Annotated in this window: 23 protein-coding genes and 3 pseudogenes; 11 read left to right on the forward strand and 15 right to left on the reverse strand. The window is 65.4% G+C overall.

The window, feature by feature from the left end; genetic code table 11:
- Nucleotides 1-52: 52 nt before the first annotated feature.
- From DU502_RS11085 to DU502_RS11100, 4 genes are all read right to left on the reverse strand, one after another.
- Nucleotides 53-370 (reverse strand): transcription factor S, encoded by a 318-nt coding sequence (locus DU502_RS11085; RefSeq protein ID WP_121919418.1) that lies wholly within the window; start codon nt 368-370, stop codon nt 53-55.
- Nucleotides 371-422: 52 nt separating this feature from the next.
- Nucleotides 423-680: a DUF5789 family protein gene (locus DU502_RS11090; protein ID WP_121919419.1), complete on the reverse strand. Its 258-nt coding sequence runs from the start codon at nt 678-680 to the stop codon at nt 423-425.
- A 291-nt stretch (nt 681-971) separates the two neighbouring features.
- Nucleotides 972-1,169, reverse strand: coding sequence for a hypothetical protein (locus DU502_RS11095; RefSeq protein WP_124897061.1), 198 nt, complete (start codon nt 1,167-1,169; stop codon nt 972-974).
- A 327-nt stretch (nt 1,170-1,496) separates the two neighbouring features.
- Complete coding sequence (locus DU502_RS11100) at nt 1,497-2,180, reverse strand: hypothetical protein (RefSeq protein WP_121919421.1); 684 nt, start codon at nt 2,178-2,180, stop codon at nt 1,497-1,499.
- A 306-nt stretch (nt 2,181-2,486) separates the two neighbouring features.
- On the opposite strand from DU502_RS11100, the gene DU502_RS11105 reads away from it, so the two are divergent.
- The 6 genes and pseudogenes from DU502_RS11105 (at nt 2,487) to DU502_RS11125 (ending at nt 5,596) form a co-directional block, all read left to right on the forward strand.
- Nucleotides 2,487-3,089, forward strand: a complete 603-nt coding sequence (locus DU502_RS11105) for an LURP-one-related/scramblase family protein (protein ID WP_121919422.1) — start codon at nt 2,487-2,489, stop codon at nt 3,087-3,089.
- A gap of 188 nt (nt 3,090-3,277) precedes the next feature.
- Nucleotides 3,278-3,538, forward strand: coding sequence for an antitoxin VapB family protein (locus DU502_RS11110; RefSeq protein WP_121919423.1), 261 nt, complete (start codon nt 3,278-3,280; stop codon nt 3,536-3,538).
- Nucleotides 3,535-3,921 (forward strand): PIN domain-containing protein, encoded by a 387-nt coding sequence (locus tag DU502_RS11115; RefSeq protein WP_158601135.1) that lies wholly within the window; start codon nt 3,535-3,537, stop codon nt 3,919-3,921. Before DU502_RS11110 ends, DU502_RS11115 begins: the two co-directional genes overlap by 4 nt.
- Nucleotides 3,922-4,094: 173 nt before the next feature.
- Nucleotides 4,095-4,478, forward strand: a complete 384-nt coding sequence (locus DU502_RS11120) for a hypothetical protein (protein ID WP_121919425.1) — start codon at nt 4,095-4,097, stop codon at nt 4,476-4,478.
- Nucleotides 4,478-4,582 (forward strand): annotated as a pseudogene (locus DU502_RS18865) (AN1-type zinc finger domain-containing protein); the annotation flags it as partial. The gene DU502_RS11120 and the pseudogene DU502_RS18865, both read left to right, overlap by 1 nt.
- Before the next feature lie 252 nt (nt 4,583-4,834).
- Nucleotides 4,835-5,596, forward strand: coding sequence for a CAP domain-containing protein (locus DU502_RS11125; protein ID WP_166033584.1), 762 nt, complete (start codon nt 4,835-4,837; stop codon nt 5,594-5,596).
- Between the two features lie 189 nt (nt 5,597-5,785).
- Here DU502_RS11125 and DU502_RS11130 read toward each other — a convergent pair whose 3' ends face one another.
- Nucleotides 5,786-6,559, reverse strand: a complete 774-nt coding sequence (locus tag DU502_RS11130; RefSeq protein WP_121919426.1) for an enoyl-CoA hydratase/isomerase family protein — start codon at nt 6,557-6,559, stop codon at nt 5,786-5,788.
- 141 nt (nt 6,560-6,700) lie between these two features.
- On the opposite strand from DU502_RS11130, the gene DU502_RS11135 reads away from it, so the two are divergent.
- Both DU502_RS11135 and DU502_RS11140 read left to right on the forward strand, forming a co-directional pair.
- Nucleotides 6,701-9,181 carry an efflux RND transporter permease subunit gene (locus DU502_RS11135; RefSeq protein ID WP_121919427.1) on the forward strand — a complete coding sequence of 827 codons (2,481 nt, stop codon included), beginning with the start codon at nt 6,701-6,703 and terminating at the stop codon, nt 9,179-9,181.
- Entirely contained in the window at nt 9,178-9,669 is a 492-nt protein-coding gene (locus tag DU502_RS11140; RefSeq protein ID WP_121919428.1) for a DUF5797 family protein, read from the forward strand. The genes DU502_RS11135 and DU502_RS11140 overlap by 4 nt, the downstream gene beginning before the upstream one ends.
- On the opposite strand, the gene DU502_RS11145 is transcribed toward DU502_RS11140, so the two are convergent.
- Both DU502_RS11145 and DU502_RS11150 read right to left on the reverse strand, forming a co-directional pair.
- Nucleotides 9,666-10,643, reverse strand: coding sequence for a DUF5787 family protein (locus DU502_RS11145; RefSeq protein ID WP_121919429.1), 978 nt, complete (start codon nt 10,641-10,643; stop codon nt 9,666-9,668). The two genes, DU502_RS11140 and DU502_RS11145, sit on opposite strands and share 4 nt — an antisense overlap.
- Before the next feature lie 86 nt (nt 10,644-10,729).
- The gene (locus tag DU502_RS11150; RefSeq protein WP_121919430.1) at nt 10,730-11,191 is read right to left on the reverse strand and encodes a bis(5'-nucleosyl)-tetraphosphatase; all 462 of its coding nucleotides are present in this window, start codon (nt 11,189-11,191) and stop codon (nt 10,730-10,732) included.
- A gap of 103 nt (nt 11,192-11,294) precedes the next feature.
- Between DU502_RS11150 and DU502_RS11155 the strand changes: the two genes are divergently transcribed.
- Complete coding sequence (locus DU502_RS11155; protein WP_121919431.1) at nt 11,295-11,627, forward strand: uS10/mL48 family ribosomal protein; 333 nt, start codon at nt 11,295-11,297, stop codon at nt 11,625-11,627.
- Nucleotides 11,628-11,718: 91 nt separating this feature from the next.
- Here the strand turns inward: DU502_RS11155 and DU502_RS19205 are convergent.
- Both DU502_RS19205 and DU502_RS11165 read right to left on the reverse strand, forming a co-directional pair.
- Nucleotides 11,719-11,886, reverse strand: a pseudogene (locus tag DU502_RS19205) (DUF7513 family protein); the annotation flags it as partial.
- Nucleotides 11,883-12,386: pseudogene (locus DU502_RS11165) on the reverse strand (Na+/H+ antiporter NhaC family protein); the annotation flags it as partial. The pseudogenes DU502_RS11165 and DU502_RS19205, both read right to left, overlap by 4 nt.
- Before the next feature lie 86 nt (nt 12,387-12,472).
- Here DU502_RS11165 and DU502_RS11170 point away from each other — a divergent pair.
- The gene (locus DU502_RS11170) at nt 12,473-13,744 is read left to right on the forward strand and encodes an amidohydrolase (RefSeq protein WP_121919433.1); all 1,272 of its coding nucleotides are present in this window, start codon (nt 12,473-12,475) and stop codon (nt 13,742-13,744) included.
- Between the two features lie 7 nt (nt 13,745-13,751).
- Here the strand turns inward: DU502_RS11170 and DU502_RS11175 are convergent, their stop codons facing one another.
- From DU502_RS11175 to DU502_RS11185, 3 genes are all read right to left on the reverse strand, one after another.
- Nucleotides 13,752-14,444 carry a hypothetical protein gene (locus tag DU502_RS11175; protein WP_121919434.1) on the reverse strand — a complete coding sequence of 231 codons (693 nt, stop codon included), beginning with the start codon at nt 14,442-14,444 and terminating at the stop codon, nt 13,752-13,754.
- A gap of 82 nt (nt 14,445-14,526) precedes the next feature.
- Nucleotides 14,527-15,894 (reverse strand): geranylgeranyl reductase family protein, encoded by a 1,368-nt coding sequence (locus tag DU502_RS11180; protein ID WP_121919435.1) that lies wholly within the window; start codon nt 15,892-15,894, stop codon nt 14,527-14,529.
- A gap of 100 nt (nt 15,895-15,994) precedes the next feature.
- Complete coding sequence (locus DU502_RS11185; protein WP_121919436.1) at nt 15,995-17,341, reverse strand: phosphohexomutase domain-containing protein; 1,347 nt, start codon at nt 17,339-17,341, stop codon at nt 15,995-15,997.
- Between the two features lie 83 nt (nt 17,342-17,424).
- On the opposite strand from DU502_RS11185, the gene DU502_RS11190 reads away from it, so the two are divergent.
- The gene (locus DU502_RS11190; protein ID WP_121919437.1) at nt 17,425-19,104 is read left to right on the forward strand and encodes a flippase activity-associated protein Agl23; all 1,680 of its coding nucleotides are present in this window, start codon (nt 17,425-17,427) and stop codon (nt 19,102-19,104) included.
- Here DU502_RS11190 and DU502_RS11195 read toward each other — a convergent pair.
- The 3 genes from DU502_RS11195 to DU502_RS11205 form a co-directional block, all read right to left on the reverse strand.
- Nucleotides 19,101-20,054 carry a transcription initiation factor IIB gene (locus tag DU502_RS11195; protein ID WP_114449882.1) on the reverse strand — a complete coding sequence of 318 codons (954 nt, stop codon included), beginning with the start codon at nt 20,052-20,054 and terminating at the stop codon, nt 19,101-19,103. The two genes, DU502_RS11190 and DU502_RS11195, sit on opposite strands and share 4 nt — an antisense overlap.
- 102 nt (nt 20,055-20,156) lie before the next feature.
- Entirely contained in the window at nt 20,157-20,558 is a 402-nt protein-coding gene (locus DU502_RS11200; RefSeq protein WP_121919438.1) for a helix-turn-helix domain-containing protein, read from the reverse strand.
- A 72-nt stretch (nt 20,559-20,630) separates the two neighbouring features.
- Nucleotides 20,631-21,605 (reverse strand): sulfite exporter TauE/SafE family protein, encoded by a 975-nt coding sequence (locus DU502_RS11205; protein WP_121919439.1) that lies wholly within the window; start codon nt 21,603-21,605, stop codon nt 20,631-20,633.
- Nucleotides 21,606-21,608 lie beyond the last annotated feature (3 nt).

Below are 21,608 nucleotides of genomic sequence, written 5' to 3' on the forward strand. Positions count from 1 at the left end.
TTCTCGCCGGGACAGTCCGGCGAGAATCTATGATGACTTCCGAGAAACTCACTCAGTGGTCGTCTTCGCGCCACTTGTGTTCGCACTCGGTACAGACGAAAAAGCGCGTCTCGGATTCGTCGGCCGAGCGGATCTGTTGCATATACCAGTAGGCTTCGTCGTTGTCACAGTTGGGACAGTTGGCACTCGTGGTGGGCAGGCCGCTGGAGCCGCCGCCGGATTCGATGATCTCCGACTCCTCCTGGGCCTGTGTGGTGACCATCTCGGCCTCCGCGGCCTCGTCACGAAGCGTCTCGTAGCCACACTGCGTGCAGACCCACTTGTCGCCCTCCGTCTGCATCATCGACCCGCATTCGTCGCAGAACTTCATGCTGGCTCGAATCCTGACGCTCGACTGCCTTTAACCCACGGATACGGCGCGTCTACGCGTCGCCGTCCGACTGCCCGGGTTCGCCCACCGCCTCGACCGGGAGGACGTTCTGGAGTTCGGCGTGCAGTTCGTCGGGACCGTGGAAAGCGTCGCTCCCGACTTCGGAGACGAGTTCCCCGAGGTTGGCCTCGCCGTCCGCGAAGGTGACGGTGACGTCGACGAATTCGGCGGCTGCGTCGTCGCGGGTGACCGGGTAGTCGAGTCGCTCGAACGCGGACTCGACTCGGCTCAGTTTCACGCGTTCGCTCATACCCGGTCGTACGACCCCTCGACACTTAGAGGCGTGGGCCCGGCGTGAACAGTTATGGCGAGAATCGAACCATGAGCAATCGCGAGTGTCTAGTGATGGGACTGGGCTGAGTGGAAGTCCAACTACCGGGCGTTTTGAGCGCTGATACTGGCGACTGTAAGTCAATCAAGATACTCGTCACTCCGAGGCGACGAGTATCTTGAAACAGTTACAGCCGCCAGTATGAGTCAGCAGTTCTATCGCTTAGTCCCGCGATAGATCCTCTCTTGTAACTTGCACCTCCGAAACTGGTTAACGAACCACTGTCCGGAGATACTCGAAACAGTCCTCCAGATCAGCGACCGTCACGTCCCCGCGGTCGAGCGTTACGAGATAGCCCGTCTTTCGCCCAGTAGGATCAGTCTGTACGGCGACGAGTGCCTCGTCGAATATGTGGACTGTTCCGGTGAGCTGTCCACATTTGAACTCGCTTTCGAGTCGTTGAGACATTAACTGTCCGAGTGTGATTTCGTCGACGACGCGCTGATCTTCGCGGTCCGTGTAGAGACTTCGGACATCATCTCGCATCCGCGTCTCGAACTCTCCGTTTCGAAAGCTCGTGACTGCCCGGAGTGAGTCCCCATACTGCGTAACGAGTTGTTCCCACGCTTCGTCAACCGGCAACATATCGTCTCCAATCCCCCGCAGCGTCTTTAATATCCCGCCGATTACCGTGTTGGTAGAGTGATGCTTGATGCGGAGCTGTGACCTCTCTCAGGGAGGTCAACTCCGCGATCGGACTTGCGTTGAGAGCAGCACCAATCGGCCGCCGTCGTCTCAGCGGGCATCGTAGACGCCATCGATATCGACCGCCACGCAATCGGCTCGCTGTTGCGTCTTTGAAAGTGCCTGTTCTTGTTTCTCTAAAATCTCGTCTACCTTTTCGATCCGGGTCGTCTCGTCTTTCGGTGGTATGTCCATAATGAATCCGCCGAACATGAAGAGCGCCCGTTCGTACTCTCGACCCTTTCCGTCAGGGCAGGCTTGACTGAATTTCTGGCAGAAGTCTTCGTACTTGGATGGACTGTGGCTCGCTGCGGTGTACAGGTGGTCTCCTTTGCCGCGATGTCCCCACAGATAGACGTATGCATTCCAGACACGACGGTCGTAAATTGGGAATTTCACCGAGTACTGATCCGGTTCGCTTGCCGCCAGATGGAGCAGAAAGGCCGGTGTGACGAGACTCCCCGAGTTTAGAATCTCGTGGTCGCACAGCCGCGAAGACAACGATTCGACTGCGTTTTGCTGGGGGCAGCGGACGTACTCCTCGAAATCCACCTGTTCGATTATCGGCGCTATGTCGTCAAACGGGATGCTTCGATTCAGACCTTTCCAGTTCCAGAGCGACTCGGCCCGATCTAGCAGCTGTGTGCATTCCATCGCATCGCGGTATTTTTCACCGTAGTTGGTGTAGACGGGATACAGCGAGGACCAATAGTCGACATTAAGTCGTGTGGACATACAGTTCACCCGATTCTTTGATCAAATAATTGTAGTGGTGGCCTCAGTATTGCTCACGGAAGACGGTTGTGAGCGAGGGTGAGACGGTCAGGTTCCGGGCCATCGTGCTCGGCCCCTCTCAGAACTCTCGACAAATTATCACAATTGACCGTGGGTGTGACGGGACGAACGGTACCCGTGGTGAGGTTCCAGAATGAAAGTCACCCGGGGTCGATCCTCTAACAGATTCCCGACACTTTGAGGACGCTGTTCCAAGGGCCAGCCCGTGCAGAAAGCTTTTCTCCGGGTATGAGACACAAATCGTCCATGTCCGAGCCCTCCACGTCCGCATCGGGATCGTCACCGTACGATATCTCCACAGTCAATCTCGACGATGACCGCTACGAGGTCAAGCAGTCGGCGGTACGGAACAAGTACACCGTCCGCGACAGTACCGGTGAGGTCGTCCTGCGCGGGAAGCAGAAGATGTTCAAGATGAAAGAGGAGTTCCCGTTCGTAACCGGCGATGGCGAGGACGCGTTCACGGTGAAAGCGGGCGGCATCATGGACGTGGCCGGGAACTACGCAATCACGGATTCGGGGACCGGCAACGAGGTCGTCGTCCTCGACGAGGACTTCTCGTTGTTCGTGGAGAACTGGACGATCCGTGACCCCGAGACGGGGGAAGCGCTGGCGACCATTCGATCGAAGAGCAAACTTTTCGCAGCGCTCCGGCACCTCATCTCCATCGCGAACCTCATTCCGAACAAGTACGAGATATTCGACGCCGACGGCGAGCATGTCGGCGACATCGAGGGACAGCTCTCGCTGCGGGATACCTACACGGTCAGCATCGACGACGCCAGCTCGATCCCGAAAGAGGCGGTCGTCGCCGCCGCGTGTATTCTCGACGCTCTCGAAAACCAGTAATCTGACATCTCGTACGCTGTAGTCTCCGGGTATCATTTCGATAGCTGAAAGGAAGATAGACTATGGGTGGCGACTCTATCAGACGCACAGACGCGCAAGTCGCTCGCAGACCTCGCGTTGCCGCAAACCGGACTCGACAGCAAAGCGACGGCTAACATTAATGTGTACACATACCCATACGCAAAACAGTGGCCTCGAAGAATATCGCGATCAAGGAAGACGTCTACGAGCGGCTCAAGGCGCACAAACGAGGGGGCGAGAGTTTTAGTGAGACCCTCGATCGCCTTCTCCACGAACTCGATTCCGATTGGCGGACGAACGCAGGCTTTCTCACAGACGAGGAGGCCGCCGAACTCGAAGCAGAAGTCGTCCGGGGCCTCGAAGATCTCGGCGAATCGTTCGACGGACTCGGCGACGAGATCGATGAGCGCCTCTCGGGAGAATCGTGAAGCTCGTCGACGCCTCGTTTCTGATCGACTACGCCAAAGGTGACGACGCTGCAATCGCCTACCTGATTACCCACGACGACGAGGAGATCGGCGCGTCGACGATCGTTCTGTCCGAACTCTACCGCGGGCTGATGATCACGCAGGAGATGCCTCAGGAAGAGGCGATGTCGAAGTACGAATGGGTAGAACCGGTGTCGTTCACAAATACGGCCGCCGCGGAAGCGGCCAAAATCTATGCCGAACTACGTGCCGATGGAGAGATGATCAACAAGAGCGATATTTACATCGCCGGGACTGCGCGCTCCCTCGGTGTTCCGCTCGTCGTCGGCGACGACCATTTCAGTTCCATCGACGATTTAGACATCGAAACGTACCGAGGATAGGTCTCCCAGCGGAGGTAGATGATTATCATCCCGACTACGGTAATCATATCGCTAAAAGCGACCAAGAGATGCGACCGATCCGAGAGGCTCAGGGGATGACCTCGATTCACGTCGATGCGCGCCGAAAAACGAGGCGGCGATACATTTTCCAATCACTAGAATAACATGACAGCATGGCCGAGACTGAGTCGCTAAAACGCAGTGCTGGTTACGGTGTGCGATGGGTGTGGTTCATCCTCGTTGGTTTTTTCTGGCGGATTGTTATCACTCTCTCAATCATTCTCGTCGCTCTCGCGCTATTCGCCCCGGTCGCGATGATTGCGGGTGGGGCTGGCGCAGTGGCTGGAGATACCGCTTCCTTCGTCGTTGGGGTCGTCGCCCTCCTCGCGTGGCCAGTCTGTCTGGGCGCTATCGGAGACAAGACGGGTATTGGCTATCCTCGGCTCTCGGTCGATCTCTCGTTCCATTCACCCGAGGAAGACGACGGACTGGACGGACCCAGCGACACTGATACAATCTCGCCAACCACGCCAACTGACGCTGAGAACGAGATTTAATGGCGGACTGCGACCATCCGGGTTGTGACGGCGACGACAACCTTCCGAACACCTGCAACTTCTGTGGGGGGCAGTTCTGCGCCGAGCATCGACTTCCCGAGAAACATTACTGCGTCCCCGAGAAACCCGCGCCGGAGTCCTCCCCCGAGTTTCGAGACAGAGATACTGATACCGACGATCAGCGATCATCGGCCTCACCAGCCGGGACTGGGGGTCAGACCTCAAGTAGAACGCGTGGCCCGTCGAGTCGGGATCCGCCGACTGCGCGTTCTCCAGCCGTCGAAACGAAAGATTCCAGGCGGACGACAGAGGACAAGACCGATATCAGCACAACACTTCGCGATAGCGTTGGTCGGGTGCAATCCAGACTTGCGTACGGAGTCCGCCGACTTCGATACTACGTCTGGCGGACAGTCGGTATCGGTCTGACGCTGACGAAGTACGCGGTAATCTTGGCTGTCATCGCCTTCGCCGTGATCGGGGCCCTCAGTATCGTTCAACCAGGTCTACTGACACCACTATCGGATGCCGGTCTGCCCGTCCCTGATGGTGGAGAATCCTCGCCCACGGGCGTCGAGCAATCTCCTGCAAGCGATGCTGGAGTTGGTGCTGGAACGTCGACGGTGACAGCGACACAGACAGACGAGCGTGCCACAGCAGCCAGCTCCGATTCTCAGCGAGAGCGGATTGAAAACCAGATCCACCAGAAAATCAACGAGCGCCGGGATGCGAACGGTCTCGATCCGATCCCGAAAGACGACCTCCTTCGACAGATCGCCCGATCACACAGTGAAGAGATGGCCCAACAGGGATACTTCGCACACGAATCGCCATCGGGAGAGACCTTCGAGGACCGGTACGATCAATTCGGCTACAACTGCCGAGTTCCGATCGGGAGCGGCCGATATGTGACGGGTGGTGAGAACCTCTGGCGGATGACGGCGTCAACCGAACCATCGGCGGAAACCATCGCGTCGAACGCTGTCCGAGGCTGGATGGAATCGCCCGCTCATCGACGGAACATTCTACGCCCCTATTGGGACGATATGGGAATCGGTGTGTACGTGTTGGATACGGGTGGGGGTGTGGAAATCTACGCGACGCAGAATTTCTGCTGAGTTTGCGCCATCGTCCGGGCGTACTACCTGCTTCAGCACCTCCTCGGCGGCGACGTGTACTGACCGGACACGGTCGGGATGGTGGCCGTGTTCGGCGTCCTCCTCGTCGTGGTCGTCGGCACGGCCACACTGATTCTCGGGGCAGTCGGGCTGAAAGTCGGGGCGCGCGTGCTAGCGACCTGAGCTGCGCTACTCGAAGTCGGGGTCGCGCTTCTCGACGAACGCCGACATCCCTTCGCGCTGATCCGGCGTGCCGAACAGCCCGCTCCAGGCCCGCCGCTCCACGTTCAGGCCCGTCTCGACGCCGCCCTCGTGGAAGGCGTTGAGCGCCTCCTTCGCGGCGTAGAGGGCGTGGCGGGGTTTGGCCGCCAACTCGGCCGCCATCTCGTCGACGTGGTCGTAGAGTTCGTCGTGGGCGACCACCTCACCGATCAGTCCCCGTTCGTGGGCGTCGCTCGCGTCGAGGCGTTCGCCGAAGAAGATCAGCCGGCGCGCCGTCTCGTCGGGAACGAGTCGCTGGAGGAGCTGCGTCCCGCCCCAGCCGGGGATGATCCCGAGGTCGATTTCGGTCTGCCCGATGACGGCGCGTTCGCTCGCCACCCGCAGGTCGCAGGCGAGGGCGAACTCACAGCCTCCGCCGAAGGCGTAGCCGTTGATGGCGGCGATGGTGACGCCGGGGAAGGAGAGCAGGTCGCGGACGATATCCTGCCCGCGTTCGGCGTAGGCGAGCGCTTCGGGCGTGGAGAACTCCTTCATGTATTCGATGTCGGCGCCGGCGATGAACGCCTTGTCGCCGGCCCCCGTGAGGACGAGAACGCGCGCGTCCTCGCTTTCGGCTTCGGCGATGGCGTCGCCGATTTCGTCGAGCGTCTCGGTGTTCATGGCGTTCAACGCGTCGGGGCGGTCGACCGTGAGGCGGGCGACCCCGTCGGCAACGTCGAGCGTAACGGTGTTCCAGGACACGGCCGCTCGGAGGGCGGCCACAGGCGTAAACGTTCGGGGTGGGGCGTGGGGAACCACCCGCGACCGCGTCGTCGTAGTTTTAAGTATCTCGGGGGCTGAAAGACGGCGTCGACGCCCGTCCCCGCGTTCGACGAGAGTGACATGAACTATCAGTGGCTGATCGACCGCGTCGACCACTACATCGTCGACTATTCGCGTACGGTCGTCATCGTCTTCCTGCTCGCGACGGTCGTGTTCAGTGGTGGACTCGGCAGTATCGAGACCGAGAGCGGCCAGCAACAGTTTATTGAGGATTTGCCCTCCTTTCAGGCGTTAGAGGACGTACAACGGGATTTCGGTGCGACGTTCTCGCAGGTCAGCACGACCACGACGCTCGTCCAGAGCGACCAGAACGTCCTCTCGAAGCCCGCACTGCTCGATATGCTCCGCACGCAGGAGCAAGTCGCCGAGAGCGATCCATTACGGGTCGAAGATACGTCGAGTGCGGCCCAGACGGTCGCGCTGACCCTCGATCCGGACGCGACGACGACCGAGGAGCAGATCAGGGCGGTCGAGCGAGCGACGCCGGGCGAAATCGACCGTGCGGTGCGCCGTGCCGCCGACCGACGGGAGAGCTTTCGCTCGCAACTGAGTACGGATTTCAACCGGCGGTCGGCGTCCGCGTCGGCCACGGAGGCGACGGTCACGCATCGCGCCGGACCGGGTGCTGGCAGCGAGGGTGGCCCCGGCGGGGCGTCGGAGTTCCCCGCGAACAAGAAAGAGCGGATCGACCGGATCGTCCGGGCCGAGACGAGCGGATCGACTATCCGCGTCCTCGGGACGGCGCCGGACACGACGACCACGACGCTGACTGTCGTGTTGCCCATCGCGCTCGTCCTGATCGTCATCATGCTGGCCGTCGCGTACCGTGACCTCGTCGACCTCCTGATCGGCCTCGCCGGGATCATTATGACGCTGATCTGGACGTTCGGATTCATCGGCCTCGTCGGCATCCCCTTTGCCGTCCTGCTGATCGCCGTGCCGCCCATCCTCATCGCGGTGGGCATCGACTTCGGTATCCACGCGATCAACCGCTATCGGGAGGAGCGCGTCAAGGGAACGGGTGTCTCGGAGTCGATGCGGCTGACGACCGATCAGGTGAGCGTCGCCTTCTTCATCGTGATGGGCACGTCCGCCATCGGCTTCTTGTCGAACGTGATCAGCGCCTTCCCGCCGACGCGCGATTTCGGCGTCACCGCGGCGGCTGGTATCGTGTTCACGTTCCTCATTTTCGGCATCTTCGTCCCGGCGACGAAGGTGTCCGTGGATCGGCTCCGGGAGACGTATCCGATTCCGACGATCACGCAGACGCCGTTCGGGTCGGAGTCGTCGCCGCTGGGGCGGGCGCTCAGCGGCGGCGTCACCATCGCGGAACGGGCGCCCACGCTGTTCGTCCTCCTCGTCGTCCTCTCGACGGCCGGCGCCGGCGTCTACGCGACCGGCGTCGAGACCGGCTTCAGTCCGGACGACTTCCAGCCCGCCGCCGAGACGCCCGAGTATCTCCAGTATCTCCCCGAGCCGATCCGCCCGCCGGCGGAGTTCGAGTACGTGAAAATCGACAATTTCCGGGACGAGAACTTCGAGCAGGAGGGGCAGGTGTTGATGTACGTCGAGGGACCGATGCGACAGGACACGGCGCTCGAACGGCTCCACCAGGCAGGGAACGACCCTCCACCGACGTTCGTGCGCGAGGGATGGCACGCCGAGTCACGGAGCATCGTGACGCTGATTCGGTCGCACGCGCGGAACGACTCGGAGTTCCAGCGCGTCGTCGAGCGCAACGACCGCAACGACAACGGCATCCCCGACGACGACCTGCCGCAGGTGTACGCGGCGCTGGAGGAGTCGGCCGGTGAGGATCGGGTCGCCGAACTCCTGAGCGAGGAGCGACGGAGCGCGCTCGTCGTCTACACGGTCGACGGCGACGAAGCGGACGACGCGATCACCGACGACGCGTACCGCGTGGCGGGCGACCTGCGATACCGCGCCCAGCCGACGGGGAACTCCGTCATCTTCGACGAGGCGCTGGCGCTCGTGCTGGAGACGGTGATCCAGAGCCTCGTCCTGACGCTCGTCGGCGCGTCGCTGTTCCTGATCCTGATCTACTGGATCGTCGAGGGCCGGCCTTCGCTCGGCATCGCCAACGTTATCCCGATTCTCGTCACCGTCGTCGCGCTCGTCGCGTCGATGCGGCTCTTCGGGATCAAGTTCAACGCGATCAACGGGACGATTCTCGCTATCGCGGTCGGTCTCGGCATCGACTACTCGGTCCACGTCGTCCACCGGTTCGTCGACGAGTACGCGGAGCGGGACCTGTACCCCGCCCTGCGACGGACGGTCGTCGGGACCGGCGGAGCGCTGACCGGGAGCATGCTGACGACGGTGTTCGGCGTCGGCGTCCTCGCGCTCGCGCTCAACCCCGCCGTCGGCGTCTTCGGTATCCTGATCGCCCTCAGCGTGCTGTACGCGTACCTCACCTCGATCATCATCCTCCCGTCGATACTCGTGCTCTGGGCGCGGTTCGTCGACGAGAATGAGGAACGGAACACCGATATGGGGGACGCCCGAACCGCCGGCCGATGACACTGTCGGCAGCGGAACGCGAGCGGCTGGCGGACGTGGTCCGCCTCCAGCCGACGAAGAACAAGGAACTTCAGGAGCGGTGGGGGATGGAGAGCGGCAGCGAGGTCCACAGCTATCTGGAGGAGCACCTGAGCGACTACTACTACCGCAACGAGAACAGCTACATCTGCGCGACGCCGGAGGCGGCCGAACTCACCGGCGTCGATCCCGGCGTCGAGGGCGACGAAGATGGGGTGGAGGTCATCCGCGTCCCCGAACTGGAGGCGCAGGTGTTCGAAGTGGTGGCAGGCCCCGACGAACGCTCCGAGAGCGTCGTGAGCGTCCTCCAGAAGGTCCGCGAGGCGTTCGACGCCGACCCCGAGGTGGACGACGTGCGGGAAGCGCTCCAGAGCCTCCGGCGCAAGGGCGTCGTCGAGGTGGAGTACCGCACGGTCCCGACGTTCAGACTCGCGGTCGAGCGCGACGACGTGACGGTCGAAGTCGTCTAGCGCCGTCGCCGCCGTCGATCAGCCAGCAATCGCTGAATCCCTTTTCCGGGTCCGCCCTCGATGGGCCACCCCTTCGTGCGCCACGCGGGTGGTTCGGGCTGGAATTCGGGACACGACCCCGAACACTCGGCGGCCGTTGGGTGGCGCTCCTTCGCGGCACACCACGGGACGAACGCGCCGGCACGCTCGCGGAGTTCGAACCACCGGCAGTCGGGGCGCATCGTCTCGACGTAGGATCGCCAGCCGTCGCCGTAGGCCCGCTCCGCGATTTCGAGGCGTTTGTCGGCCTTCTCGCTCGCGGAGAGGGACGTGTCGGCCGTCGGATCGAGCGTCGCGGGGTGCCACGCGACGGTCGCCTCGGGGTCACCGTCGAAATCCAGCGCTAACACCCCCGCCTCGACCGGCAGGTCTTCCAGCAGGGCAGGTTCGACCGTCGCGCCCGTGGCGGCGGTGGCGACCCACACCTCGTCGGCCAGCGCCGTCGCCACGTCGTGTTCGAGTTGGTCCGCGAGCGCTCGCGCCGCGCTGGCGTCCAGATCGGGTTTGTTCTCGATGGCGACGATCCGGCGCACCCAGTCGGGGTACGGCGCAATCTGCCGAATCTCGATTCGATTCCCGTCCCGGCGCGTCTCGACGACGCCGCGAGCGTCGGCGCGATGAATCGCCGCGCGGACGTACCGCCACGGATAGCCGGGGTGCGGGAGCGCGTCGCGGTACCACGCCCACTCGGCGGGTGCGTTGCGGACGACGTGGAGGAGGTCGGAGTCGAGCGCTCGGTTACCGAAGGCGGCGCGGGCAGCGAGGGCGGTGGGATCGGCCTCGACGACGACGGTGTCCCAGCGCCGCCGCTGAGTACCGAGTTGCCGGGCGACGACGGGGATAGCGTCGGCGTCGCGGTCGGGTGGCCACGCGTGTTCGGCCCACCGGCAGGTGACGAGTTCGAAGCCGAACTCGGCGTCGCCGGGATAGCTCATACGGGTAGTCGTACGTCAGTACCGCGGCTTCGCCACGGTGTTTCGGCGAGCCAGCGGTACACCGGTACGACTACCCGTATCACTGCCTAGCCGAGATAGGTCCGCTCCTCGCCGGCGTCGGCCTCGGTGGCGAGTTCGTCGAGATAGTCGTGGGCCTGTTCGAGGATTTCGCGGGGACCGTCCTGCGTAATCGTGTTGATCGCCTGCTCGTAGTCGCGCCACTGGAGGTCGCGGTGTTCGTTCGAGAGTTCGGCGCTCGCCTCGAACGACCGGGCGATGAACAGGTGGACCGTCTTGTGGATGGTGTTGCCGCCGGCTTCGAAGACGTAGTCGTACTCCTCGCGGAAGCCGTCGATGAGACGGAAATCCTCGATGCCAGCCTCTTCGCTCACTTCTCTGATCGCAGTCTGCTGAAGCTCCTCGTCGCCTTCGACCCCGCCTTTCGGGAACTCCCAGTCCCCGGGACGGCTCTTCAGGAGGAGATACTCCCGGTGGCCGCGGGTGTCGCGGAAGAGGATGGCTCCAGCACTGGTCGCTTCGACCGTCATTACCGGCAGTAAACGGTCACAACTTATAAAGATTTCAAGGGAAGGAAGCGCCGAGCCAGGACGCGTGTGTTTTTGGGTGTCGAGCGCGCATGGACGGACAACGATGGCCTTCGTCACCAAACTCAGCTTCCAGAGCGGCGACCGGGACGCCCTGGAATCACTCGTGACAGATATCAAACGGATGGTGGAACGCAAGGGCGCCGAGTGCAAGGGTCCTCACTCCGCGCCGCCGGAACGACTCACCGTCCCGCAGTATCGCACGCTCGCACCCGGCGATCAGTTCCCCGCGTGGGACTACACCACCTACACCCGCCGCATGGAGATTCACGGCAACGACGAAGTCGCGCGACGCGTCGGCCACATGGACTTCCCCGACCACGTCCACGTCGAAATCGAGGTGGACCGGAAGAAGCCGATGGGGCACCGGAAGGACTAGTTTTCGTCGACGACGCCGAGCAACTCGCCCCGCCCCGCCCCGTCGACTCTTCGGCGTCGAAGTCGGTGACGCGCAGGCGAACGAGTCGGTCGCCCAGTCCGCGCTCCGCGTCGGGAAGTTGGATGATGGTATCGCCGATCCGCACCTGCGCGACCCCGTCCTCGTAGCCCGTCACGAAGGCCGTGAGTTCGTCGCCCGCAGTGTAGGACAGTCGGTTCGTTCGGAACGTCCATCCCGCAAACAGTTTGCCGAGGTTCATACGCGCGCCACCTCCTCGCTCTGGCGGTCGGGAACGTACTCCAGTCCGTAGCCAGTCCACGCCGCGACGAGGAAGACGGCGACGAGGAACCAGCCGTGGAAGACGTACGGCCACACCGCGGCGGGGTTGGCGGGCATCGCTTCGGTGAACCAGTCGAACTGCTGGGGGAGTTGGATCATCGCCGCGTAGCCCGCGAGGACGCCGCCACCCCACGGGAAGATGTAGCCGAGCGCGGACGTGTTGGCGTCCAAGATGTTGGCTCGGCGGTAGCCGTTGATGTTGAACCGCTGGCCGAGCGTACCGATAAACGGCGCGATGGCGATTTCGGCCGCCGTGTTGATCGTGATCGTCGCGTTGACGATGGCGGTGCCGATGACCATCGTCGTCTCCGCGCGGCGGACGGTCGTCGCGACGTGCTCCAGTAGCCACTCCTCGATGGCGGCGAAGCCGCCGCCGGCGCGCATCACCTGCGCCGCGCCGACGATGAGGAGGACGAGGACTCTCCCGTGGACCGAGTAAAATGGCGCGGAATGTCTCCGCAATACCGGGGCGACAACTTATGCCACCCGCCGCCTGTTGGTGGGGCATGAGCACGACCGACGACCTGATCGACCTGCGACGCGACCTCCACCGCCACCCCGAACCCGCGTGGCGGGAGTTCTACACCACCGCCCGCCTCGTCGACGAACTGGAGACGCGACCACTCGACGAACTCTACGTCGGGCCCGAAGTACTGGCCGAGGAGCGCCGGGGCGTCCCCGACGACGACGAACTCGACGACTGGGCACGGCGAGCGGTCGACGCCGGTGCCCGCGAGGACGTGGTCGACCGACTGGCGGGCGGCTACACCGGCCTCGTCGCCGTCCTCCGGAGGGGTGAGGGGCCGACCGTCGGCCTCCGGGTCGACATCGACGCTCTCCCGATCACCGAGGCCGACGACGGGGATCACGAACCCGCACGCGAGGGCTTCCGCTCCGAGAACGAGGGCTTCATGCACGCCTGCGGCCACGACGCCCACGCCACCGTCGGCGTCGGCGTCATCGACGCCATCGCCGAGAGCGACTTCTCGGGCACGCTCAAAGTGTTCTTCCAGCCGAGCGAGGAGATCGTCTCGGGCGGCGAACCGATGGCCGAAGGGGGCCATCTGGACGACGTGGAGTACTTCCTCGCGCTCCACGTCGGCCTCGACCATCCCACCGGCGAGGTGGTGGCGGGCGTCGACGGCTTCCTCGCACAGCAGCACTTCCGCGCCGACTTTTCGGGCGCCTCCGCCCACGCCGGCGGCCACCCCGAACGCGGCCGCAACGCGGTGCAGGCGATGGCGACGGCCATCCAGAACCTCTACTCCATTCCGCGGCACGACGAGGGTGCCACCCGCGTGAACGCCGGCCTCGTCGGCGGCGGCACCGCCTCGAACATCGTCCCCGAGGACGCCTTCATCGAGGGCGAGGTGCGCGGCGAGACGACCGAGTTGCGGGACTACATGGACGATCACGCCCAGCGTATCCTCCAGTCGGCCGCGGAGATGCACGACTGCGAGGTCGAGGTGGAGTACGGGGGCCGCGCGCCGGGCGGCGAGAGCGACGACGAACTCGCCGGCATCGTCGCGGAGGTGGCTGGCGAGACGGCTGGCGTCGACTCCATCCTCGACAGCGACGACCTCGGCGGGAGCGAGGACGCCACCTACCTCATGCAACACGTCCAAGATCGGGGCGGCCTCGCCTCGTTCGTCTGCGTGGGCACCGACCATCCCGGCGGCCACCACTCGCCCACGTTCGACGTGGACGAGGAGACGATTCGCATCGCTATCGACGTGTTCAGCGGGACGATCGAACGGTTGGGGCGGGAGGCGGTGTGACCGACGGTCACTCCAGCAGGATCGAGAACCCCCACCGTTCCGACGACTCCGGTTCGGCCGCCTCGGAGACGACGGAGATGGTCGTCTCGAAGCGGTACTCGCCGACGGGGAGACAGGCATCTCCGTCCGGCGTCGCGTAGAGGTCGACCGGACGGGCGCTCGACCCGCCGGCCTCGATCTCGAACGTCCGGTACTCCTCGGTCGTGGCGATGCCCTCGTGCAGCCGCCAGCAGTCGGGGTCCGCGGGGTACTCGCCCCCGCCCGGCAGGAGCACGAGTTCGCCCGCGTCGTCCATCACGTACTCGAAGTGGACCGCCCGGCCCTCGCCGACACGAATCGGCTCGTCGGCCGTGCTCGTGAGCACCGTTCGGAGCCCCGGCGGCTGCTCCGGTGTCGCGGCTTCGCGGACGACTTCGATGGCCGGCTGAACCGGGAGGGCCGGGCAGTCGTCGACGGCGACGAGCGTCACACCCGGACCGCCGGTCCCCGCGGGTCGGGTGCCGCTTGCACTATCGCTACAGGAACCGATCCCGTTCGTGTCCGGGGGCGGTTCGCTACTCGACTCCGTCGGGGTCGCCGAGTCCTCGCCGCCGCCGTCGCCGTCGCCGTCGCCGTTGCTCCCACCAGCGCAACCGGCGAGACCGATCAGGAATGCGGGACCGCCGATACGGCGGAGCCATCGTCGTCGCGTCGGATGCATACTTGACAAAGAATTCACACGTATGTAACGTTGTCTCCGATCCTCGTCGCGGGCCATCGACCGGAGTGGCCGGAGCCGGCGGCTAGTACTTCGGCTCCGCGCCCGTCGTCTCGTACACCCGCTCCATCAGCGAATCACGGTTCTCCTGCCACGCCGCGAGCCCGGACGGATCGGACGGGTACGCCTCGTATCGATCGATCAGTTCCTCCGCCAACTGCTTCGTCCGGTAGAAATCGAGGATGGTGCCCCAGTAGCCGAAGCTCTTGACCGCGCTCTTGAGTTTCAGGCCGAAACTCATCGAGGTGGACCCGGAGTAGAGCGCCTCGGCCAGTTTCTCGCCGGGGAGGGCGGCGAGCAGGCCCATCAGGTCGTCCACGTCGACGGCGGTGGAGAGGACGTTGTACACGTCGAGGCCGGCGTAGCGGCCGCCGAAGTGGTCCATGACGCGCTCGTTGTACTCCCAGAGCGCGGCCTCCGTCGGCCCATCGCCGGAGATGGCGTCGACGATGGCCTCGGCGGCGTAGGTGCCGGCGTAGGCAGCGCCCGCGATGCCGCCGCCGGTGGTCGGGTTGACGTGCCCGGCGGCGTCGCCGACGGCGACGAAGCCCGGCGCGACGGCCGAGTCGTAGGGACGGCGAGTGGGGAGGGCGGCGCCGAGTTTGTCTTTCACCTTCGCGCCCCGGAACTCGGGCCGATTCTGGAGGTCACGGCGCAGGTCTTCGACCAGTTTCATCGGCTCCTCGGTCATCTGGAAGCCGAGGCCGGCGTTGATGGTCGTGCTCGTCCGCGGGAAGTACCAGAGGTAGCCCGCGGCGCGCTGGGTCGGCTTGAACACGAGGGCGTCGTCCCACTCGACTTCCTCGGGCACCTCGACGATTTCGCGGTAGGCGGAACAGAACTGCGAGTAGGAGACGTTGGTGTCGAAGGTGGCGTTCTCGAAGTCGACCTTGTCCTGCAGGATGGAGAGGGCGCCGGCGGCGTCGACGGTCACGTCCGCCTCGTAGGTGACGGGGTCACCCTTCCGGATGCCGCGGACGCCGGTGACGCGCGCACCGTCCTGTAACACGGCCTGAACGACCGTGTCGTAGTGGAATTCGGCACCAGCGGTCGACGCGCCCTCGATGATGCGACGGCCGTACTCCCAGCGGTCGATGACGGCGAGTTCGCCCGGAATCGGGATATCGAGCACCGTGTCGTGCTGTGGGAGTTCGAATCGGCCGTGGTCGACGCCGGTGTTGGTGAACGAGGACTGGATCTGTGACTTCGGAATGGAGTCGGGGAAAGCGTCGGCGCCTTTCAGCGCGTCGCCACACGCGATGTGGCCCGCCTCCGACTCGTCTTTCCGCTCGACGACGACGACGTCGAGGCCGGCGCGGGCGGCCGTGGCCGCGGCGTAACACCCGGCGGTCCCCGCCCCGACGACGACGACGTCGTACTCGTGGGTAGTCATTGACAGGGTGTCGCGCCCCCGGTGGGAAAACTCTTTATTCCCGTTTCGTCGGGCGCGAGGCGACGGAACCGGGATCGACTCGGAACTGTCGGAAGACGGCCTACGACGCCCCCTCGACCGCTCGCTCGATCACGGCCCGCGCCTCCGTCACGAGGTCGTCGACCGACTCGCTCTCGGCGTAGAGGCGGACGTAGGGCTCGGTGCCGCTCGGCCGGACGAGCAGCCACGAGCCGTCCGGGCGTTCGAGCCGCACCCCGTGGGCGGTGTCGACGCTCGCCTCGGGGAACGCCTCGGGAAGCGTCGTCCGCAGTCGCTCCATCGCGTCCGCCTTCGCCGGATCGGGACAGGGGACGCTCACCTTCCGATACGGCCGTTCCGTGACGGGCGCGCGGAGGCCGTCGATCCCCTCCGCGGCGACGTGGCGCGCGAAGACGGCCGCGCTGGCGACGGCGTCGATCCACCCGCCGAAGGCGGGGTGGATGTGTTTCCACGGCTCGGCCGCGAAGACGACCGTTCCTCCCTCCTTCCGCACCGCTGCGATCCCTTCGTGGAGCGCGCCGAGGCGGACGCGTTCGACGCGCCCGCCCGCCGCCGTAACGCGCTCGTCGATTCGAGCGGAGGCGTTGGGCGTCGTCACGACCACCGGATCGGCCGCGTCGCTCGCGCGGACGTATCGCTCCGCGACGATGGCGAGGACGGTGTCCTCGTGAACGACCTCTCCGCTGCCGTCGACGATCACGATCCGGTCGGCGTCGCCGTCGTGCCCGATACCGAAGGCGACGTCGCCGTCGGCGACGAACCGGCGGAGCGTGGTGAGCGATTCAGGCGTCGGCTTGCTCTCGCGGCCGGGGAAGTGGCCGTCGACGTTGCCCTCCAGCGTCTCGACGGTCGCTCCGAGGTCGCGGAGGACCGCGGGGGTAGCGAGTGCGCCGACGCCGTTGCCGCAGTCGACGGCGACCGACAGGTCGTCGAGCGGCGCGCCGTATCCGCGCGCGTAGTCGACGACGGCGGCGCGGTAGGCGTCGAGCACCGATTCCTCGTGGCCGTCGCCCCACACGTCCCACGCGACGGGGTCGTGATCGGCGGCCACGCGCTCCTCGATCACGCGCTCCCGGTCCCGGTCGTACTCGACGCCGTCGACGAAACACTTGATGCCGTTGTCACCGGGCGGGTTGTGCGAGGCGGTGAGCATCACGCCGTATCGCCCGCGCGAGGCGAATGCGAGCGCTGGCGTGGGCACGACACCGACGCGGCGGACGGCGGCGCCGCCGGAGCGGACGCCGGCCTCGACGGCGGCCGCGAGCGCCCCGCCCGTGGTCCGGCCGTCGCGGCCGACGACTACCTCACCAGCGTCGCGACCGACCGCCTGCCCGACCGCCACCGCGAGTTCCGGCGTCACCTCGGTCCGTACGCTCCCGCGGATGCCCGCGGTGCCGAACAGGTCCATACCGGCCTTCCGGTACCCACCGATTTGTATCGGTCGGTGACGGCTATCGAAAGCTTCACCGGGGCGCCGGCGGATGGGCCGGTATGTCAGCGGCCGATCCGTCCGGCGGCGAGGGGCACGGCGTCGACGCCGTCGTCCTCGCCGTCGCCGCCGTCACCGCCCTCGCTCTCGCCGCTCGCTTCGTCGGCCTCGGTGCCCGCCCCTTCCACTGGGACGAGGCTCGTGTCGGCTACTGGAGCCTCCGATTCCTCGACACCGGCGCCTTCGAGTACCGTCCCGTCGCCGGCGGACCCTTCCTCTACGTCGTCGAACGGCACGTCTTCGGTCTCGTCGGTACGACGGACGCCACGGCGCGGGCCGTCGTCGCCGTGATCGGCGGGCTATCGCCGCTTGCCGCCCTGCTCTTTCGCCGGACTTCGTCCGGTTCAGCGAGGGACGCCGCTCCTCGATACCGCCTCGACGACGCCGAGACGGTCGCTATGGCGGGATTGCTGGCCGTCAGCCCCGCGCTCCTCTACTACAGCCGGTTCCTCCGGGGCGACCTGCCGCTGGCCGTGTTCGGCCTCGTCGTCGTCGGCTGTACGATTCGCGTCCTGGATACGGACGACACGACGACCGTCCGCCGCGCCCGGTACGTCGGCGCCGCGGCGCTCGGCCTCGCGGCCGCCACGTCGGCCTTTTTCGTCGGCTATCTCGTCTGCTGGCTGGCGGCCGCGGCGCTCACCGTCGATCAGCGCCGCCTCGTCGACACGGGGGCGGACGCCCGCCAGCATCTCGAAACCGCCGTCGGCCGCCTCCGGGGGACGACTCGTTCCGCACTCAGCGCCGTCGGGGTCTTTCTGCTCGTTCACCTGTACTTCTACGCGCCGCGGACGGGCGGGTCGATCCAGCCGTCGCTCGCGACCATCGGGGCGGCGTTCGTGGACACGGCCCGGAAGTTCTACGGCGTGCGCGTCGTCGGACGGCGACAGGGTGGCGAACACCAGTTGCTCCCGTACCTGAGCGCCCACGTGGAGACGCTGCTCGCGGCGTCGGCCGTGGTCGTCGCGCTGGCGGCGGTCGGCTTCCTCGTCGACCGGTACGGCCGAGGGGCGACGCGCCCGGTCGTCGCCTTCCACGCCTACTGGGCTGGCGTCTCCCTCCTCGTCTTCCCGATGATCACCGAGGAGAGCGCGGCGTGGCTGAGCGTCCACACCGTCGCCCCGGCAGTCGTCCCCGCGGCGGCGGCGGTCGGGTTGCTCGTCCGCTACGCCTCGGCGTCCCTGTCCCGGGACGACGCAGTGGGCGTCGCGGTGGCGGCGCTGATCGCGCTCGCAGTGGCAGGACAGCTCGGCGTCGCGGTGATGGGAACGGCCTACGGGCCGACGACGTCCGAGAATCCGCTAGTGCATCACGCCCAGCCGGGTGACGACCTCGACCCCTTCGTGACCGACGTGTCGGCGGCCATCACGGGCAACGAGGGCGTCGACGTACTCTTCTACGGGCCGACGTTCGTGGCGAACTACGACGACGACCCCGACTCCCCACCCGCGAGCGACGCGTGGGGGAACCGACTCCCGCTCCCGTGGTATCTCGAACGGATGGGCGCGGAGACGGGTGGCGTGCGCGACACGTCGGGACTGGCGCGGATGGAGTCGCTCCCGCCGGTGGTCGTCGCGGACGCCAGCCAGCGCTCGACGCTGTCGGCGCAACTGGAGGGCTACGAAGCGAGTACGTACCGCCTGTCGCTCTGGAACCGAGAAGTCGTGGTGTTCGTTCGTTAGCGGAAGCCCATCGCTTCGATCTGTTCCTGATAGCGGTTACGGATGGTAACCTCGGTCACCTGCGCCACGTCCGCCACCTCGCGCTGGGTCTTCTTCTCGTTGCAGAGGAGGGACGCGGCGTAGATGGCCGCGGCGGCGAAGCCGGTGGGCGACTTGCCCGAGAGGAGGCCCTGTTCCGCCGATACGTCGATGATCTCCGTCGCCTTGGCCTGGACCTCCTCGCTGAGGTCGAGGGCGGAGGCGAAGCGGGGCACGAACTGCTTGGGGTCGACGGGTTTGAGTTCGAGACCGAGTTCCTGCGAGATGTAGCGATACGTCCGACCGATCTCCTTCTGCGGGACGCGGGAGACTTCGGCTACCTCGTCGAGCGAGCGGGGAATCCCCTCCTGTCGGCAGGCGGCGTAGAGGGCGGCGGTGGCGACGCCCTCGATGGAGCGGCCACGAATCAGGTCCTCGTTGAGCGCGCGTCGATAGATGACGGAGGCGACTTCGCGGACGGAACGCGGGACGCCGAGCGCGGACGCCATTCGGTCGATTTCGGACAGGGCGAACTGGAGGTTGCGCTCGCCCGCGTCCTTCGTCCGGATGCGCTCTTGCCACTTGCGCAGACGATGCATCTGCGAGCGTTTCTCGGAGGAGAGCGAGCGACCGTAGGCGTCCTTGTCCTTCCAGTCGATCGTCGTCGTCAACCCGCGGTCGTGCATCGTCTCGGTGATCGGCGCGCCGACGCGGGACTTGCTCTGCCGCTCGGAGTGATTGAACGCCCGCCACTCCGGTCCACGGTCGATCTGCCGTTCGTCGATGACCAGTCCGCAGTCGTCACAGACGAGTTCCCCCTGATCCGCGTCCGTGACGATGTTATCTGACCCGCATTCGGGGCAGTCAACGGATTCGTCCGCTTCCTGTTCCGTTTCTTGGCTCCGCTGACGTTGGCGGCTCGGACGTTCCATTATAAGTGTCGTGGCGAACCTGTTATTTAAACCTTTGGCTGGTTACTCCCGTCGGTGCCGCCGAGTCGACGCCGTCGGTGAACTAGTGGGGCGTTGGCCCGATCAGCCTTCGACGGGCTGGGTCGTCTCGGCGCCCTCGTACTTGTTCTCGAACTCCTGGATGAGCTGCCCCATCTTGGCGTACCAGTCGTTGAGCATGCGCTGCAGGTCGTCGGCGATCTTCGAGGGGTCGGTTGGCGAGTAGACGTGGTAGTAGCCACCCTGGTCGTAGTTGACCTGCTCTTTGGTGATGAACCCCGTCTGAAGCAGACGCTGGACGGCCCGGTAGGCCGTCGATCGCTCGCGGTCGACCGCGGCGGCGATTTCGTCGACGGTCAGCGGTTCGTCGGTGTCGACGAGCGCCTGGAAACACTTCCGGTCCAACTGCTTGAGACCGTGGAAACACTCGAGGAGCCCCTCGCACTCCATATCCTGCTGGAGTTGTTCGGACATCGAATCCGGCATTGTATCGGTATTATGTAGGTACTACCCGGTTAAAAGACTTGTGTGAATATTGCACAACTGCCTGCGCGTTGGCTACGACGTGAGCAATCGACACCAGGTGTCGCCGTGGCCGTCGCGGAGGCGGCAGACGGCCGCGAGAACGACGGCGCCGCTGACGAGAACCGTCGCGCCGAAGATGAGGGCGACGGAGACGGTCGCCAGCGCCTCGATGCCGTACGCCGAGCCGACGTGTTTCGTCGCGACGGCGAGACTCCCCGCGAGGAGCATCGCGGCGAAGTAGCCCTTGATCTCGTCGTCGTCGACGAGGCTGGTGGCGCCGGCGCCGATGCGGGCGCCGAGCGCGCTCCCGAGGAGGAGCGTGGCGACGACGGGCAGGGCGACCAGCCCGTCTTTCGCGTAGACGAAGGCACCGTACGCCCCCGAGAGCGTGATCTGAAGGATGTCGGTGCCGACGGCGATGGCGGCGGGCACGCCCAGTCCGTACATCATCGCGGGCATGAGGAGGAACCCGCCGCCGACGCCGAGGAAGCCGGAGAGAATGCCGACGACGAGACCGAGGGCGGCAATGAGCGTCGCGGAGACGCGCACGTCGCCCCGGAGCGTGACCATGGGTGGAATCTCGAGCGCCTGCACGCGTTCGGAGAAGTCGACGCCCGACCCGGCCTCGGACCACGCGTCGCGGAGCGTCACGAGGCCGACAGCGGCCAGTAGGCCGACGTACGTGACGCTGATGACGAGGTCGGCCGACCCCGCCGCGTGGAGCGTGTCGACGACGCGCTTGCCGACCTCGATGCCGACGGTCATGGCGACGATCATGATGCCGGCGAGTTTGTAGTCGACCTGGCCGTGATCGCGGTGTCTGAGCGCGCCGATCACGCTCGTCCCGAAGACGAACGCGAGACCGCTCCCGACGGCGACGCGGGAGGGATACCCCATAACGAGGAGCGCGGGCGTGACGAGGAACGAGCCCCCCATTCCGAAGAAGCCAAAGAGGATACCGATGAGGAGGCCGAAGACGACGAAGAGCGCGAGCATCGTGGGCTCCATCGG

This window comes from Haloplanus aerogenes (assembly GCF_003856835.1).
Taxonomy (GTDB): Archaea; Halobacteriota; Halobacteria; order Halobacteriales; family Haloferacaceae; genus Haloplanus; species Haloplanus aerogenes.

What these genes read in the sequence shown, in the direction of transcription:
- DU502_RS11085 (WP_121919418.1), bottom strand. Translation starts at nt 370, where the DNA reads ATGAAGTTCTGCGACGAATGCGGGTCGATGATGCAGACGGAGGGCGAC.
- DU502_RS11090 (WP_121919419.1), bottom strand. Translation starts at nt 680, where the DNA reads ATGAGCGAACGCGTGAAACTGAGCCGAGTCGAGTCCGCGTTCGAGCGA.
- DU502_RS11095 (WP_124897061.1), bottom strand. Translation starts at nt 1,169, where the DNA reads ATGTCTCAACGACTCGAAAGCGAGTTCAAATGTGGACAGCTCACCGGA.
- DU502_RS11100 (WP_121919421.1), bottom strand. Translation starts at nt 2,180, where the DNA reads ATGTCCACACGACTTAATGTCGACTATTGGTCCTCGCTGTATCCCGTC.
- DU502_RS11105 (WP_121919422.1), top strand. Translation starts at nt 2,487, where the DNA reads ATGTCCGAGCCCTCCACGTCCGCATCGGGATCGTCACCGTACGATATC.
- DU502_RS11120 (WP_121919425.1), top strand. Translation starts at nt 4,095, where the DNA reads ATGGCCGAGACTGAGTCGCTAAAACGCAGTGCTGGTTACGGTGTGCGA.
- DU502_RS11135 (WP_121919427.1), top strand. Translation starts at nt 6,701, where the DNA reads ATGAACTATCAGTGGCTGATCGACCGCGTCGACCACTACATCGTCGAC.
- DU502_RS11140 (WP_121919428.1), top strand. Translation starts at nt 9,178, where the DNA reads ATGACACTGTCGGCAGCGGAACGCGAGCGGCTGGCGGACGTGGTCCGC.
- DU502_RS11145 (WP_121919429.1), bottom strand. Translation starts at nt 10,643, where the DNA reads ATGAGCTATCCCGGCGACGCCGAGTTCGGCTTCGAACTCGTCACCTGC.
- DU502_RS11150 (WP_121919430.1), bottom strand. Translation starts at nt 11,191, where the DNA reads ATGACGGTCGAAGCGACCAGTGCTGGAGCCATCCTCTTCCGCGACACC.
- DU502_RS11155 (WP_121919431.1), top strand. Translation starts at nt 11,295, where the DNA reads ATGGCCTTCGTCACCAAACTCAGCTTCCAGAGCGGCGACCGGGACGCC.
- DU502_RS11170 (WP_121919433.1), top strand. Translation starts at nt 12,473, where the DNA reads ATGAGCACGACCGACGACCTGATCGACCTGCGACGCGACCTCCACCGC.
- DU502_RS11175 (WP_121919434.1), bottom strand. Translation starts at nt 14,444, where the DNA reads ATGCATCCGACGCGACGACGATGGCTCCGCCGTATCGGCGGTCCCGCA.
- DU502_RS11180 (WP_121919435.1), bottom strand. Translation starts at nt 15,894, where the DNA reads ATGACTACCCACGAGTACGACGTCGTCGTCGTCGGGGCGGGGACCGCC.
- DU502_RS11185 (WP_121919436.1), bottom strand. Translation starts at nt 17,341, where the DNA reads ATGGACCTGTTCGGCACCGCGGGCATCCGCGGGAGCGTACGGACCGAG.
- DU502_RS11190 (WP_121919437.1), top strand. Translation starts at nt 17,425, where the DNA reads ATGTCAGCGGCCGATCCGTCCGGCGGCGAGGGGCACGGCGTCGACGCC.
- DU502_RS11195 (WP_114449882.1), bottom strand. Translation starts at nt 20,054, where the DNA reads ATGGAACGTCCGAGCCGCCAACGTCAGCGGAGCCAAGAAACGGAACAG.
- DU502_RS11200 (WP_121919438.1), bottom strand. Translation starts at nt 20,558, where the DNA reads ATGCCGGATTCGATGTCCGAACAACTCCAGCAGGATATGGAGTGCGAG.
- DU502_RS11205 (WP_121919439.1), bottom strand. Translation starts at nt 21,605, where the DNA reads ATGGAGCCCACGATGCTCGCGCTCTTCGTCGTCTTCGGCCTCCTCATC.